The organism is Streptomyces filipinensis (genome assembly GCF_014649495.1).
Lineage (GTDB): Bacteria > Actinomycetota > Actinomycetes > Streptomycetales > Streptomycetaceae > Streptomyces > Streptomyces filipinensis.
The window spans coordinates 1-14,505 of the sequence record NZ_BMTD01000042.1 but is presented as its reverse complement, the minus strand read 5'-3'; the positions used below and the strand labels follow the sequence as shown (position 1 = coordinate 14,505).

Genomic DNA, 14,505 nt, shown 5'->3' with positions numbered 1-14,505 from the left:
GGCCGGCGCTGAGGAGTGGGCGCCCGGGCGGCGGCCGTCGGCGGCCCGGATCCAGTTCCGCAGCGTCTCGGTGTTCACCCCGAGATCACCGGCGACCGACTTGATCGTCGCTCCCGGCCTCGAGCGGTACAACGCGACCGCGTCCGCCTTGAACTCGGCGGGGTAGTGCTTCATCCCCACGGGGACTCCGTTCTCCTGGACCATCAAGATCCAAGTCTCTCCGGTGTCCAAAATCCGGGGTCAAGGCCCGGTCGCGATGAAACCCACACCGGAAACGCACAGGCCGCCCAAGGCCACTCCCACCGCAGCCGCCGCGACGAGTACGGCCCTGCCACTTGAGGCCACGGTTTCCCCGGCGGCAACGTCGGTGTCGTCAGTGTCGTGCAGCAGACGTCGGTAGCGGGTGGTCAGGAGGAGGGCATAGTCCAAACCGGCTCCGAGGCCCATCATGGTGGCGAGTGTGGGCGATTCCGAGGACAAGGTGAAGACACCGGCCAGCAACCCGAGCACGGACAGTCCGACAGCCACCGCGATCACCGAGGTGAGCAGGGGAAGTCCGGCCGCGGCAACACTGCCGAAGCCGATCAGAAGCACTACGACGGCGGCCAGGAGCCCAATGAACTCCGACAGCCGCGCGGGCGCCTTGGCGCGGGCCAGTTCTCCTAGGGGGCTGCCGTATTCGACCGTGATGCCGTCGGCGCGCAGGGGGCGTACCGCCTCCTCGAACCGCGTGATGTAGGAAGCGCCGTACCTGCCCGGAAACGCGTCGAGGCGAATCGTGAAGTACCCGGTCGACCCGTCCGCCGAGCGCGCGGAGGGTGCGGCGAACGGGCCGGCCACCGACAGCACGTGGGGAATTCCGGTCAGCGCGGTCTCGGTCGCGTCGATCGACCGACGGTGTACCGCCAGCCCTCCTGCCGCGGCCTTGAGGACGATGTGTGAGCTGACGCCCCGCACCTCGGCACCGCTGTGGGCGTCGAGCAGATCGGCGCCGATCTGGACGGAGGTGCCCGGGAGGGAGAAGTCGTCCTGGTAGGTGCCGCCGCCCAGCCGGTTGGCGAGGACCGAGGCGACCAGGATCAGGAGCCATACGACGATCACCCACCAGGGGTGCCGGGCGCACCCTCGGCCCCATCGGTGGAACAACCCGCGGGTCCCTGGTGATCGTGGCCCTCCGGACGGATGGGTACTGCCCTCGCCCGGGTCCGCTCCGGCCGTGCGGAATTCACCGCGTTCTTCGAGGCTGGCCTTCCCGGCTACCACGTCTGCACACCCTTCCTTCTTTCACGGGCCCGCTTCCCTGGCACCGGCGAAGGCCGGGTGGTGAGTCACTCGTTCCAGTGGCAAAACAGCGTCTTGGCCGGGCGAACCCGTACTGCGCCCGGCCGCAGTGGCACGATGGGTCCCCATGACAACTCGCCGAGGCCTTCTTCCGACACGGGCCCACGGGAGTCCGTCGCCTGCCCCGGGCCGCGGCCTCGGATAGCACGTCCAGATACCGGAGACCGGCTCGCATGCTCGAAACGTCACTCCAGGCGGGGGGCGGCAGCTCCTACAGTGCTCACATCACCGATCACCGACAGTGGGTGGAGGCAGCGCAGAGGCTGCGGTACCGGGTTTTCGCAGAGGAAATGGGGGCGACCCTCGACACCGCCTTCCCCGGCCACGATACGGATACGTTCGACGCCGGCATGGACCATCTGATCGTGTCGGACACCGCGACCGCCGAAGTGGTCGGCACCTACCGCCTTCTACCGCCGGGAAGGATCGACCACTCCTATGCGGACGTCGAGTTCGACCTGCGACCGCTCGGTGGCCTGCGCTCGTCCATGCTGGAGATGGGCCGGTCATGCGTCCATCCCGACCACCGCACGGGCGCCGTGATCGGCCTCATGTGGTCCACGCTCTATCGCCATGCTCAGTTCCTCGGCCTACGGTACCTGGCAGGTTGCGCCTCGGTCCCCCTCTCCGACGGAGGCGGAGCGGCTGTCAGCACGTGGACGCTCGGCAAATCCAGGCACTGGTCTCCGCCTGAGCTGCGCGTGCGCCCCCGACGAGCCTGGATCTCCCCGGAAGTGACGGTGCGAGAGCCTCGCTACACCGATGTGCCGCCCTTGCTACGTGGATACCTCCGCATGGGTGCCTGGCTGTGCGGCCCGCCCGCCTACGATCCGGCTTTCGACGTCGCCGACTTCTTCGTCCTCCTGGACCTGCGACGGGTCAGTGACCGCCATCGCCGGCACTACCTCGGAGAGGTGCCGTGAACCCTTGGGCAGTCGGATCCGATTGCACGACGGCATGTGCCGTCCATGCCGTGCGGCCCGAATCGACAGTCCGATCGCTCCGCCGCTGCGCCGCGTTCACCCGGGCGATTATGCGTGAGTTGGCGAAGGGGGACCGCCTCGCCGAGACAGGAGCCCCGACAGCGGGAGCCCGAGCCCTCCTCGCCGCCCTCGGAGTCCGGGTGGAGGATGGCCCGCAAGAACACGGCCCGCCCCGCGGACGGCGCACCGGCGTTCTGGTCGTGGCCAACCACATGTCCTGGCTCGATCCGCTGGTGCTGGTAAGCATCGAGCCGGGAGTCGTCCTGGCCAGGCACGACGTGGGACGGTGGCCGGTTATCGGAACGCTGGCACGGCAAGCGGGCACCGTGTTCATCGATCGTGGCAACCCACGCCAGTTGCCCGTCGTCGTCGACACTGTGGCTTCCGTGCTGCGCTCCGGACGAACCGTCATGGTCTTCCCCCAGGCGACGACCTGGTGCACCGCGTCCGGCGGCGGGTTCCGGCGCGCCGTATTCCAAGCGGCCGTCGACGCGGGCGCACCCGTACAGCCGGTGACCATCGGCTACTACCAGGAGGGCCTCCCCAGCACGGTGGCCGCCTTCCTCGGCGACGACAACTACGCCACGTCGCTGCTTCGGGTGTCGTCCGCCCGCGGCCTGACCGTCCGGGTCACCGCGCACCCGCCGTTCCGGGGTGGCGACCGCCGCTGGCTGGCCGCGGCGGCCCGAGAGGCCATCTGCCGGACAGACACCCGGCAGCCGCACGGTCCGACGGTGCATGGACAGCGCGCTGTACCAGGGGCATCGTCGGACCGTTCTCGCCTCGGACTGTGTCAAGCAGAGTAGTACGGGCTGCGGATTCCCTTGGACGCATCACTCTGGTCGATGATGTAGAAACTCTGGTTGGCGCTGCCGACGTATGGACGACCGGTCACCGCGCCACTGGCGGTCAGGTCCAGTACCAGCCCTTCATTCCTGTCGGCCCTTCGGATGCCGTAGGAGCCATCTGCTTGATTAACGAGAATAAAAAACTGTTCGCTGGTGCTCTTCCATGACTCGCTGGTCACTACTCCCGAATTGCTCATGGTCAGAACGAGCTGAGGGCTGTACTTCCTCTTGATGACGTAACGGCCGTTGCCGTAGTCGTCAAAGAGGAAGCTCTCGCTCTGTACGCCCCCATATGGCCCGCTGTACACCACATCTCCCTGATTTGTGGAAATTCGTAGTGCCAGGTCTATCCGAAGTCGGTTGCGCCGGACGATGGTGTCCATCATGTTGGTGTATCCGCCACTGGTGCTGCCATTGTGGCGGTCGACCCAGTCCATGATGACCACACCGTAGCCAGGTACGTTACCGCTTTCGTTGATTTTGGCGAGAGTCCACGGGTTGAGCTCCTTGGCGTACCCCCATGGGGTTATTCCAGATACGCATGGAATCTGCACCTTGTTGGCGCTGGTGTAGTTCAGGAACATCTTCTGCTTTGGTGCAGAAGCGCCGATTGCCTTGTACAGGTGCTGCTGGACAGCATTCTTCTTGTCAACCACCGAGGGGCCATTCCAGTCGTCCTGGGTGTCGAACAGACTGCTGTCGAGGTTGAATCCCTTGTTCAGGTACGGATCGCGAGACATCAGGACGATCTTCTTGCGAACGTCCTTCAGGGCGGGGAAGGCTGACGTGTTGTTCAGATTGTAGAACCAGGGCTCCCAGTCGTCCTCCTTGAGGTAAACATCATTGAATACTCGGCGGAAATCATTGGGCGTATTCGATTTGGTTTCCGAAATTCGCATCAGGATGGTTTCGCTGGGGTTCCTGTTGAGGAAGTCCCTGCACACACTGAGGACGCCGCCACCGAAATAGAGGCCCTGGTCGATGTTGCCGTGAAATATTTCAAATGCCCTGCTGTTGGGAGACCGGAGGTAGCAGCGGATGTCAATGAACCGGACGCCGTTGTTGAGCTGCCATTCCAGATTCTTTCCCTGACACCGGCCATGCCCGCACGCCGCGTCGTCCTGCTGGGCGCAGGTCTCGTGGGTTCCCGGGATCGAAATATCCTTCAGGTTGGTGCTGTCATCGATCCTTGACATCCAGTTGTTCAGGCTATACCCGGCCTGGATTTGCCCGCCGCTGGAACTGAAAAGGCCTTCCTCCCCCGTGCGTTCGATCGGCTCCCTTCCGGGCTCCGTTCCCGGTTCCGTTCCCGGCTCTTCGGGCACTGGACTCTCCGCCGAGATCCGCTCCACTTCCGTGATCCCATATCCCTGGTCCGGGACGGAGGACACAATCGTGTCGCCATCGCGCATCGGTTCCCCAACGCCCCCAGGCCGCGGGGGCGCCGGCCGGTCCGTCTGCGGATATTCAATAGGTATCTCAGTCATCAGCCTGCTCCTCAACCCTTTTTGCGTGCGTGAATCACAAATCACCTGCTGCCGCGGACCTACAGGGGTTATCTATGGCCATCCATGAAATAGCAGAGATGTATATTGTTATATGCGGTGACAGCCGATTCGCCCTCGGTATCTCGGGATCCGAGTCCCTGTTTCATGGGGATCCTCACGACCGTGGTCGGCCAGACCCCGCAGCAGGGCGTCGGGGTCCAGCGTGTTGGTGGTATCGCATGCGAACGCCCATACGTGCAGCGAGCACAGCCGTACCGTCTCCGCCGCGGGCAAGGCCCCTTCGTCCAGGCGGCCTTCGAAGCCCTCCAGGGAGACCAGGTGCACCACGTAGCTGCCCTCGTCCCGCGGGAAGCGCGTCGCCGTCAGCACGGCGAACTCTCCCGGCTCGATGACGTCACCGTTGCTCCGGTAGGAAGGGACGGTCACCTCACGGGTATGCGCCGTGTAGAGCAGCTCGTCTTCCCGCGGCACGATCTTCTCGAACACGGACACGGGAACGTCGATGGTGCGGCAGTAGGAATCGAGTACGTCCGTCGGCACGGATGCCGGGTCGATGGCCGGGCCGTGGAGTCCGCGAGGCGGGGTCAGGAGATCGGCTACGGGCCGCTCGATGATCACGCCGGCCGCGCTCGGGTCCGCGGGCAGTTCGTCCTCGGCGAACACCAGCAGCGCCAGCCACGGTGCGCGCTCGTCGACCCGTATGCCCTGCAACCGCCGTTCCCAGGGCAGGACATCGCGGGACAGCGTGATGTGGGGCAGCACACTCGTATACCGCCCGGTGCTCCCTGCCGGAGGGTAGGCCGAGTGCACATACCCGGTGTCGAGCAGGAACTGGACCGCCCGCACCTCGAAACTCTGCGAAACCGGCTTCGGCAGCCTGTCCTTGTAATCCGGAGGCAGATCCGGGTGGATGAGATCGTGGGTCGCCTCCACGGTGTACGTATCGGCCGTCACCCGTGGCTGGTGATAGTCACGGAGGGTTACTTGCAGATCGGGATTTCCCAGGGGTTGCTGCCGGCGTGACTGCCTGGCGGTCACAGAGGACATGGCTCCACTCTCACCTTGTTACGGATCGTCATCAGACGGCTGTCGTGGTCAGGGGAGGCCTCACGAACTGGTTGTCGATATCGTCCGCATAGCCGTCCAGGTCGTCATTGGCATGTGGATCGAGCGCGATGCCCAGGGCGAGCAGTTCCCGGTGCAGCCGCGTGCGGCTCTGCGCCGCTTCGGCGATGGTGCCCCCGATCAGGCTGACGCTGTCCTCGTCCACTACCGGCTGAGGCCCCTGGACCGTGCGTACGCGCAACGGCACATACCGCTCGGGCAGCGGGGAGACATCCAGCGCCGCGGCACTGACCGGCCCGACGTGGGGACCGGGGACAGGAGGAGGCACGATGAACCGCAGCCCGCCCAGCCGGCCCGTGACCAGCTCCGGCCCCTCGAAGGACGGACCGCCGGCCTGACCCCACATCGCCTGCGACACGGCGACCCGGTACTCCCTGATGACCCACCCGTCCTGCTGCCGCGGGTCGTACAGTTCGTTCGGCCTGCTCTTGCGCCGCAGCGTCACCTTGTGGACGGAGTCCACATCCGACATGTCCATCGGCCGGATGTTCGCCTTCGGGGGAGGCGTACCCTCCGCCAGCGGGAACGGATTGCCGTTGAACTCCAGGCGGTTGGCCGACAGGCTTGAGAACGTGGAGAACCGGAATCCCTGGGATGTCACCAGGGTCGGCGCGTCCTCGGTGCCATCGCGCACCCAACGGTCGGGGACCGGGGTGTACCGGTCGGGCAGCGACTGCCCGTCCTCCAGATTGACCTTCACCGGCCGCGGCAGCTGGATGGCGAAGTCGTCCCAGTTGATCGGCGGCGCCCCCTTGCGTTCGCTGCCGAAGGGAATGCGGAACGAGACGAACCAGACCTTGATCTGAGCCACACCGCCGAAAGGCCAGTCGTCCCCGCCCCAGAAGGACAGGTCGACGCCGAGTTCCAGCGAAATCCGCACCTTCACGAACAGCACCTTGACGGTGCCTGCGACCCCGACCCGCACCCCGACGGTCCCGTCGACGAAGAACGGGTCCCACTGGACCATCAGGTGAGCCCGGGACGTCAGCCACGCCTCGATGCGGTAGGCCCCACCGACGTCGAACAGCAGCGCGAGCTCGAAACCGCCCATGGCAGCCCGGGGCACGAGCGCGGCGTACAGCTCACCCTTGATCGTCACCGCGCTGCTGGCCTGTAGGGTGGCGCCGATCCGCGGCGGCGGGGTCGGGAAACCCTCCGGGGGCCGGTACTGGGGGTGGTACCCGCCCAGGGACACCATGAACAGCTCGTCGGGCCAGACACGCAGGCTCAGACCGCCATGGAGGCTGACTCGCTTGTCCAGGACGTAGGACCCGTCGCCGATGGCGACGTCCATGGAGAAACGGCGCCTGGTGATTTCATAGGTCAGAGCCGCGATGACGATGATCCGGCCGATCGGCCCGCCGGCCGGTGACGGCGGCCTGGGCAGGTTCACCGAGACGCTGCCGGCCAGCATCACCTTCCATTCCTTGCCCCCCTCCACCAGCAGCAGCAAGCGCGTGTCGATGAACTTGAACAGCACGAGCGATATGCCGCCGGCTCCCCAGTACTGGCCCTCCGCGGGGGTGATCCACCCTCCGGGACCGGCCAGCGAAGCCAGCAGGGGAAGGGATTCCAACGGCGGAGGCGTGGGGTCGGTGGGTGACGTCGGCGCGTCGTCCAGTCTCCGCACGAGCGGGAAGGTCCTGATGTCACTGGCGTTCGGCACACGCACGGTGCTGTTGATACCGAACCCGATCGCACCGCCCGTGGGCTGGATGACACCGACTCGCGGGAAGAAGCGTTCCCCCAGCAAGACCTCCAGATACAGGAACAGCGAGCTCCAGCCGTCCCGGTGCCGTGCATAGGCACCCGCCGCCTGCCCGACGATGTCGCCGATCTGAACGAGCACGTGCCCCGCCAGCGGAACGCCGGTGAAGTCCTCCTCCAGCGCCTGGATGCGCATCAACTGGCCGAATATCTCGACCTTTCCCACCTCGGCAACCGGCACCGCCGCCGGGGCGAGGTAATGACAGCTCAGCCCGTAGAACGGGGTGCCGACCTCCCAGGACCCGTCGAGCGCCAGCGACAGCCCCAGTCCTCCGGCCACCCATGTCAGAGGCCCGGTTTTGAGCTCCGCATCGAAGCTCACGTAGATGTCACGCTCGGAGAACCCGCCCCCGACACGAGTGACCCGCAGGGCCCCCCATACGTAGTTGAGTACTTCGGATGCCCGCGCGGGCAGTGGCCCCCGGATACGGGGCGTGCCGCCCTTGGTTTCCGGAGGATTGAAAACCAGCAACGGCACCGTCCCGCCGTTCAGTCCCGTCGAGACGCTCCCCAGCCACCCCTTGAGACCCTCACCGGGCCCCGACCTCGGAGGGAAGGGCAGCCGGACCGTGACATCCACGTCAGCGTTCAGCAGCCAGCTGTTCACCTTGCTGATGCCGTCCTGCTCCAGGAACGTGCTCACGTAGCACACCTGACACGACACCGTGCTGATGAAGTAGAGCATCGGGGCATCGATGATCTTTTGCCCATTGACCTTGACCGTGGCGATGAACCCCAGTACCGGCCCCTGGACACCCTCGATCGGAGCCCGGAAGCACCCCAGGTCGATGAGAACGTCCTCGGTCCCCGGATGGAAACGCGCCGTGGCCAGGAACTGTTCCCGGCTGCTGAAGTGGATCTGCACGTTCTGGATCAAATCCAGGAACGGCCACGGAGGCGGCTCCTCGATGCCCGCCTCTTCCAACAGCTCGGTCAGAGTCATGTTGTCGTACGTGCCTGCGTTCAACGCACCCTGAGACATGACCTGAACGTATTCGGCCGCACGCGGCGCAGCTACCCGAATGCGCTGAGTTCGCCCCATGCGCCGCACGAAAAGCCTCTACAGGCAAATGCGGCATTCTGGCTCGGATACGGGTTCCTGTCAGGACTCGTTCCGGCGGTGTCGGCGACAGCCCCGTCCGAGACGCTCCGCCAGGGTTTCGAGAGCGAGCTCAGGCCAGTTCGTTCGGCGGGCCATGAGGTTTGGCGTACAGGCGACCGGGTGAACTGAGGCTCCCCCGGTGAGTGGGAGGTACTGATCAGCTGGTCGTGATGGGTTGATGGGTGTTCAGGTTCGCTCGTTCGGTGGCTGCCTGGTTGGCGTAGTGCTTCTCCTCGTACTCGATGGGGCTGAGGTAGCCGAGGCGCTTTTGGATTCGGGTGGTGTTGTAGAAGCCGTCGATGTATTCGAAGAGGGCCTGGTTGGCATCGGCGCGGGTGGTGAAGACGCGGCCGCGGATGGCCTCGCTCTTGATGAGGGTCCACAGGTTCTCCGCGAGGGCGTTGTCGTAACTGTCGCCGACCGACCCCATCGACGCCGCGATTCCCGCTCTGAGCAGGCGTGTGGTGAGCTTGATGCTCGTGTACTGACAGCCGTGGTCGGCGTGGTGGGTCAGTTGTCCGGGCTCGGGGTGGCGGGATGCGAGGGCGTACTCCAGGGTGGCGAGGACCAGGTCGGCGTCCGCGTGGGCGGAGGTCTCCCAGGCCACCACACGCCGGGAGAACGCGTCGCGGATCGCGGAGAGCCACAAGGGGCCTTCGGCGGTGTCGATCACGGTCAGGTCGGTGACCCACAGCCGGTTGGGTTCCGGGGCGGTGAAGTCACGTTTGACCAGGTCCGGGGCGAGAGCGGCCTGGGGGTCGGCGACCGTGGTCTTCCACCGGCGGGTGCGGGGGCTGATCCCCGTGATGCCGGCCTGGCGCATCAGCCGCTCGACCCGCTTGCGGCCGACCCGGATCCCGCGCCGGGCGAGTGCCGCGTGGATGCGCGGGGAGCCGTAGATCCCGTGGGACTGGGTGTGGATCTCCTTGATCATCTCGAGGAGGGCCGCGTCCTCGCGTTCCCGGCGGCACGGGTTCTTCTGCCGTTGGCGCCGGCGGTAGTAGGTGGAGGGTGGGGTGTGTGTTTCCCGGAGTACCAGCTCGACTCCCAGGTGGGGGTGCTCGTCGAGGAGCGCGGTCACCTGGGCCGGGTCGGGTCGAGCTGGGCCGCGAAAAACGCCGAGGCGGTCCGCAGGACCTCGTTCGCCCGGCGCAGGTCCCGGACTTCCTTGCGCAGGGCCGCCAGCTCGTCCTTCTCCCCGGACGTCAGCCGGTCCCCGCGCTCGCTCCGGTCGGCCTCGTCCTGGCGGATCCAGTTGCGCAGGGCCTCGTGGTGCACACCCAGATCCTTCGCCATGTGACGGATCACCGGCTTCGGATCAGCGGCCCGATACATGGCCACCGCGCGCTCACGCAACTCCAGCGGGTATTTCATCGGTGCGGACATCGTGACGTCTCCTTTCACGATCCCCATCTGACACTCCACCAGCCACTCCCGCATCCCGGGGGAATCTCAGGGGGCTGACAGTCATGTGAAGTTCTACCCGGTCGCCCGCACGCAAGATCTGCCGGACTTCTCTCAGCCGCGCAGAGGCGGCGAGCGTGTCCGGCGGCTGACTGCCGGGTGGCGACAGGCTCTGGATGAGCAAGGTGTGCGGCTGGCCCGCATGCAGCACCCCGGGCCGCTTCCGGTCCGGAGTCCCCGGGGCCCGTCTGGCCGTGTAGAGAATCCCCAGGCGGCGCCTCTCGTTGATGTCACCGGCACCCAGCGCTTCCAGTACCAGGTGGTGTATGCGGTACGCGTTGGTACAGGCCGCCGCGGCATTGGCGGTGAGCCTGATCTCACTGTGCCAGGCGTGAAAGAGCGACGTGCCGCTCTCCGGTGACACGGTCCCGTCTGACCGTCCATTGACCACGGGCATGATGATCATCCTCTGTGTGGCAGCGCTGCGTGGAAAGCGAGGAACCTGGTGGCCGACAGGCCAACTCCATAACGACCTCACCCGCAGTTGATGCCGGAATCCGTTGACCTGGCGGTCCGACTGATTGAGCAAGTGCACCGCCAGCCCCCGGGGTCGTCCTGCGTTCTAGTGGTCGTTGCAACACCCCAGCTCAGGGGACCCGTGCAGGCCGGCCGAACGCCGGGGCACCACCGCGGCCGGGGCCGGGGCGGGTCGCAGTGCTCAGGGGCCGTGCGGGGTGCAGGGCGCGGCCGCCGGGCACCAGGCGGTGCCCGCCGCGCGGGCACGCTCACGTCGGCGCGCGGGCACGGGTATGCGCCACAGCGCCGGGCCGCCCGTCAGGCCGAAGGCGCGCAGGACGGCCGTGACCCGGGATACCGACTCCCCCGGTCCCCTCGGCCAGGACAACTCCCGGGGCCCAGCGGGCCGCCCAGGCGCCGCGCGCGCTGCGGGCACAGAGCATCCCGAGGACGGCCGCCATGCGGGCCCAGCCCTGCCAGCGTCCCGACCACAGCCGGTGCAGGGGACGGTGCAGCGCCGTGCGGCGGGCGGCCGCGGCCCGGCGGGCCGTGCCGTTCACCGGGCGTCCGACGGGGGCCGGGCCGACGGCAGGGGCCGAGGGAGCCGGGGCCAGACGGAACCACCGGGGCGGGTGCCCGGCCGGGGCGGCAGGCCCGGTGCCCGCCGGCATGGCCGAAACCCTACCGTCACCCCCCGCACCGGTGTCACTACAACAGCCGCACCACCCGGGCCCGCCAAGGGGCCCGCGCCACGGAAACACACCTATCTGACGTGCCGTCAGCTGAATTTCTCCGTCGCGGGTGTCGCTGAATTCACCACTCCTCACGTTCTTCCGGAATTATCAATGCCGTCCAGGTATTGGTCTCGCATTCCTCCCACGCGACTGCCCCGAATCCGTCCCCCATAAGGACAATTGACGCCCTGCGGGGGTCGAATTCGCCTGCCGGGTATTCGGCGGTGTGAATGATGTACCGGCCCCGGAGCGCCACCACGTTGAGCCGCGCCAGCCCCCGCCCCCGGCCCCCGCCGGTGGCCGGGCGGATCCGGTTGGTGGTCCGCGCGCTCCCTGTCGGCGGCCGCTGGAGACGACTCCAGCGGCCCGTAAAATGCTGACAGCGCGTAAGGGGGCGGGGAATGGCGGGGGATACGGCCCGGGTTGCTGTCACGCTGCCCGACGGCCAGCAGCTGCGGGCCCACCTGTACGAGCGGCGGCGCGCCGCGGACGGCTGGCAGTACCGGGTAGGCATCACCTGCTGGGCCGCAGGCAGCAGCGGGCGTGCGGAACCCTCAGAACACAGCATCTGGCTCGATGCCTGCCACGTCCGCCCCCTGCCCGGCGCGGACTACAGCCGCATCCCCACCCGCGCCGTCCCCGCCGCGGGCGGGCAGGCCTGGACTTTGCAGGACCTCCCCCACCGCCCCGGCCACGCGGGTACCCGCCTCATCCACGTCATCGGCTGCCACCCCGGCGCGTCCATCACCCTCGACCAGGCCCTCGACGCGCTCCGCCAGCCCCGTACCGTCCCCTGCCACACCTGCAAAGCCTCCACCTCACTCCCCCGCGCCCCCGGCTGACCCCGGCCGCCAAGAACCGGCATCCAGCGCCCGTCACTCCGAATACCACGCCGGATTGCCCGTCGCCCGTTCACTCAAAACAGTGAGAGGCCTTCACCGCCGGTGTCCTCGATGACCGGCCGCGTCTGGGCGGGAAGGCCGTCCAGACGGTCGGGACCGGCCGCAGCGGCCACAGCGGGGGCTGTCTCGGCCAGCCAGGACCGGAACCGGCCGGCGGCCTCGCGGTACGGGACTCGTGCCAGCACACGGTGCTCGCCGGAGGGGCAGAAGTCGACGGACACCGTCAGCAGGCAGGAACGGGGAGCGTTCTGGCTGCCCGTCCAGGACACCCGCAGCACACCGCAGGGCTTGCGCGCCCGGCCCTCGCGGTGGGCGGGGCGTAGCGGTCGGCAGGCGGTGTGGGCGGTCCAGGCGGCGAGGTGGGGCAGGGGCAGGACGCTGCGGGTGCGGCAGCCGGGGCAGCGGTGCCAGTGATCCAGCCAGCCGGCGGCGTCCGTGCCGAAGAGGCGCATGTAGCGGCCCGCTACGCGGATGTCGTTGCTGTACAGGTGATCGGGGCGCTCCAGGGTGTTGCAGGAGGGGCAGACGGGGGCGCGGACGTAGCCGTGTTCGTGGCAGTGGTCGAGTACCGCGGCCGGCGCGGTCCGGCAGACAGCGCACGTCCATCCGGCAACTTTGCGGGACATGCCCGGCTTCCTGCTGAGCACCGAGTACAGCTGACCCGTCAGCTCCCCGCTGTACGGACGAGCGACAGCTGGGCAAGGGTTGGCGGTCGCCTGCCGGGCATCGGCGGGCCTGCCCGGCCGTTGACCGGCGGTGTGTCCGGCGGCTGCGCTCGCCTGGCGGGCCCTGGCGGTCTGCAGCCACTGCACTTCAGCATGGGCTGCCGCGTCCAGCAGCCTGACCACCGCCCGGGGCAGCCACCACGACCGCTGTGCCCCGCGGGTCTGCTCCACGAGCACCCGCCGCCAGTCGATGCCTGCCAAATGACCCGGTGGGGGCTGCTCGCCCCTGGCTGCCCGCCCGCGACCGGCTGTTTCCCGCAGTTCCTCTGCTATCCGCCCACGCCATCGCAGCAGCGTCGCCCCCGTGTTCTCCTGCCCCGGGGCGCTGCCGAACGGACCGATGCGAACCAGGTCACGGCCATCCATCCCGGCCGAGTCCAACCCCAGCGCGGCCTGGCGCACCTCTGTCTCAGCAACACCCCACTGGCCGTCGTCCGCCCTGACCACCGCCACCACACGAGCGCCGAGCACGACGTACCCCGCCACCACCAGGGCACCGGCAGGAGGGCAGTTGAACACCGCAGAGGCCGCCGGCACGGTGCTGCCGGCCGTCAGAGCGGCCCACAGAGCATCCGCGGCACCCAGAGCGACCAGAGCGCCCCCACCGCCCGGAACAACACGCTCGGACATACCAGCAGGCTAACCGCTGGCATCAGCCTGCCAGCCCCCGCCAGGGCGAGACCCGGAGGCGTACAACGTCACAGGTCACAGGTTCACGTCGATGTAGTCGATGTCCGTGAACTCCACCAGGAGCCCCTGGGCGCGGCCGCCGCCGTCCTTGAAGTAGACCTCTTGCAGTCCCTCGGCGGCGATCTGCTGCAACTGCGCTTCGGAGGCTCCGGCGTCCTGGGCGGCCAGCAGCCGGCCTGCGAACTCCGGTGGCAGGTGCTGCGTGATCCGCCGCATCCGCCCGTCATCGCTCGTGCCGGGGGCGGCGGTGAACCCGAACCGGGCCCGGGTCTCGATCACCAGGCCGGTGTACTTCGCCGCTTTGTCCCGGGCGCGCTTGCGCACCAGGGGCTGCCACCGGCGCCGTACCTCCGTCTCCATCCGGGCCGCGAGATCGGTCTTGGGGCGCTTGATCTGGTCTTTCACGTACCGCTCGACGGTGCGCTGCGAGACGCCGAGCAGGGCGGCAACCTGCTTGGTGGAGCCCTTGTGCTGCTTGACCAGGTACCGCATCCGCGCGCCCGCGCTGCGCGGGACCGGCCGCGTCCCGACCGCCTGCGCGGCCCGCTCCAGACTGTCTCCGATGACGCCCATAGTTGTTCCTCCCTTGCCCCGACAGGGACAGTCTCGCGGCCGGGTCCGACAGGCCCGGCAGGGGGTTGGTGTGAGGGGACGGCGCGGCCGTAGAGGATAGGCCTCATGACGCGCCCGATGCTGACCCAGCGGGAGGCGGCCGCCGCGTGCGGCGTCAGCCGCTCCACCATCCGCCGCCGCCGCGAGGCCGGTGACCTGCCCGGTTGTGCGGAAGACCCCCGCCGGGGGTGGATGATCCCGGTGGACGCCCTGCTGGCCGCCGGCTTCCGCCTCAACGCCCCCTCACC

Annotated in this window: 13 protein-coding genes; 4 read left to right on the top strand and 9 right to left on the bottom strand. The window is 67.9% G+C overall.

Annotation, left to right across the window (positions count from 1 at the left end; genetic code table 11):
* Both IE244_RS43350 and IE244_RS41015 read right to left on the bottom strand, forming a co-directional pair.
* On the bottom strand, nt 1–174 hold a 174-nt coding region (locus tag IE244_RS43350; RefSeq protein WP_373305840.1), incomplete at its 3' end, for a transposase.
* 66 nt (nt 175–240) lie between these two features.
* Nucleotides 241–1,101: an MMPL family transporter gene (locus IE244_RS41015; RefSeq protein ID WP_191878675.1), complete on the bottom strand. Its 861-nt coding sequence runs from the start codon at nt 1,099–1,101 to the stop codon at nt 241–243.
* A gap of 413 nt (nt 1,102–1,514) precedes the next feature.
* Here IE244_RS41015 and IE244_RS41010 point away from each other — a divergent pair, with 413 nt between their 5' ends.
* Complete coding sequence (locus IE244_RS41010) at nt 1,515–2,264, top strand: GNAT family N-acetyltransferase (protein ID WP_191878674.1); 750 nt, start codon at nt 1,515–1,517, stop codon at nt 2,262–2,264.
* A 110-nt stretch (nt 2,265–2,374) separates the two neighbouring features.
* Nucleotides 2,375–3,130, top strand: a complete 756-nt coding sequence (locus tag IE244_RS41005; protein WP_191878677.1) for a lysophospholipid acyltransferase family protein — start codon at nt 2,375–2,377, stop codon at nt 3,128–3,130.
* On the opposite strand, the gene IE244_RS41000 is transcribed toward IE244_RS41005, so the two are convergent.
* The 5 genes from IE244_RS41000 to IE244_RS40980 all read right to left on the bottom strand — a co-directional run bounded on the left by IE244_RS41000 (nt 3,118) and on the right by IE244_RS40980 (nt 10,060).
* On the bottom strand, nt 3,118–4,659 hold the full coding sequence (locus IE244_RS41000) for a phosphatidylinositol-specific phospholipase C domain-containing protein (RefSeq protein WP_191878673.1): 1,542 nt from the start codon (nt 4,657–4,659) through the stop codon (nt 3,118–3,120). The two genes, IE244_RS41005 and IE244_RS41000, sit on opposite strands and share 13 nt — an antisense overlap.
* Nucleotides 4,660–4,767: 108 nt before the next feature.
* On the bottom strand, nt 4,768–5,634 hold the full coding sequence (locus tag IE244_RS40995) for a hypothetical protein (RefSeq protein WP_191878672.1): 867 nt from the start codon (nt 5,632–5,634) through the stop codon (nt 4,768–4,770).
* Between the two features lie 124 nt (nt 5,635–5,758).
* On the bottom strand, nt 5,759–8,554 hold the full coding sequence (locus IE244_RS40990) for a DUF6603 domain-containing protein (protein WP_191878671.1): 2,796 nt from the start codon (nt 8,552–8,554) through the stop codon (nt 5,759–5,761).
* Between the two features lie 277 nt (nt 8,555–8,831).
* Nucleotides 8,832–9,755 carry an IS3 family transposase gene (locus IE244_RS40985; protein WP_191878670.1) on the bottom strand — a complete coding sequence of 308 codons (924 nt, stop codon included), beginning with the start codon at nt 9,753–9,755 and terminating at the stop codon, nt 8,832–8,834.
* Nucleotides 9,752–10,060: a transposase gene (locus tag IE244_RS40980; protein WP_191878669.1), complete on the bottom strand. Its 309-nt coding sequence runs from the start codon at nt 10,058–10,060 to the stop codon at nt 9,752–9,754. The genes IE244_RS40985 and IE244_RS40980 overlap by 4 nt, the downstream gene beginning before the upstream one ends.
* A 1,669-nt stretch (nt 10,061–11,729) precedes the next feature.
* On the opposite strand from IE244_RS40980, the gene IE244_RS40975 reads away from it, so the two are divergent.
* Complete coding sequence (locus IE244_RS40975; RefSeq protein ID WP_191878668.1) at nt 11,730–12,170, top strand: DUF6233 domain-containing protein; 441 nt, start codon at nt 11,730–11,732, stop codon at nt 12,168–12,170.
* A gap of 74 nt (nt 12,171–12,244) precedes the next feature.
* Here the strand turns inward: IE244_RS40975 and IE244_RS40970 are convergent, their stop codons facing one another.
* Together IE244_RS40970 and tpg are read right to left on the bottom strand one after the other, a co-directional pair.
* The gene (locus IE244_RS40970) at nt 12,245–13,585 is read right to left on the bottom strand and encodes an endonuclease domain-containing protein (protein ID WP_191878667.1); all 1,341 of its coding nucleotides are present in this window, start codon (nt 13,583–13,585) and stop codon (nt 12,245–12,247) included.
* 75 nt (nt 13,586–13,660) lie between these two features.
* A complete protein-coding gene (gene tpg / locus IE244_RS40965; RefSeq protein ID WP_191878666.1) occupies nt 13,661–14,218 on the bottom strand; it encodes a telomere-protecting terminal protein Tpg in 558 nt (185 codons plus the stop codon).
* A gap of 105 nt (nt 14,219–14,323) precedes the next feature.
* Between tpg and IE244_RS40960 the strand changes: the two genes are divergently transcribed.
* The coding region (locus IE244_RS40960; RefSeq protein WP_191878665.1) for a helix-turn-helix domain-containing protein at nt 14,324–14,505 on the top strand (182 nt) is incomplete at its 3' end.

Bases quoted from the DNA above. Each gene is read 5' to 3' on its own strand.
- IE244_RS41010 (WP_191878674.1), top strand. From the start codon at position 1,515: ATGCTCGAAACGTCACTCCAGGCGGGGGGCGGCAGCTCCTACAGTGCT.
- IE244_RS41005 (WP_191878677.1), top strand. From the start codon at position 2,375: ATGCGTGAGTTGGCGAAGGGGGACCGCCTCGCCGAGACAGGAGCCCCG.
- IE244_RS41000 (WP_191878673.1), bottom strand. From the start codon at position 4,659: ATGACTGAGATACCTATTGAATATCCGCAGACGGACCGGCCGGCGCCC.
- IE244_RS40990 (WP_191878671.1), bottom strand. From the start codon at position 8,554: ATGTCTCAGGGTGCGTTGAACGCAGGCACGTACGACAACATGACTCTG.
- IE244_RS40980 (WP_191878669.1), bottom strand. From the start codon at position 10,060: ATGTCCGCACCGATGAAATACCCGCTGGAGTTGCGTGAGCGCGCGGTG.
- IE244_RS40975 (WP_191878668.1), top strand. From the start codon at position 11,730: ATGGCGGGGGATACGGCCCGGGTTGCTGTCACGCTGCCCGACGGCCAG.
- IE244_RS40970 (WP_191878667.1), bottom strand. From the start codon at position 13,585: ATGTCCGAGCGTGTTGTTCCGGGCGGTGGGGGCGCTCTGGTCGCTCTG.
- tpg (WP_191878666.1), bottom strand. From the start codon at position 14,218: ATGGGCGTCATCGGAGACAGTCTGGAGCGGGCCGCGCAGGCGGTCGGG.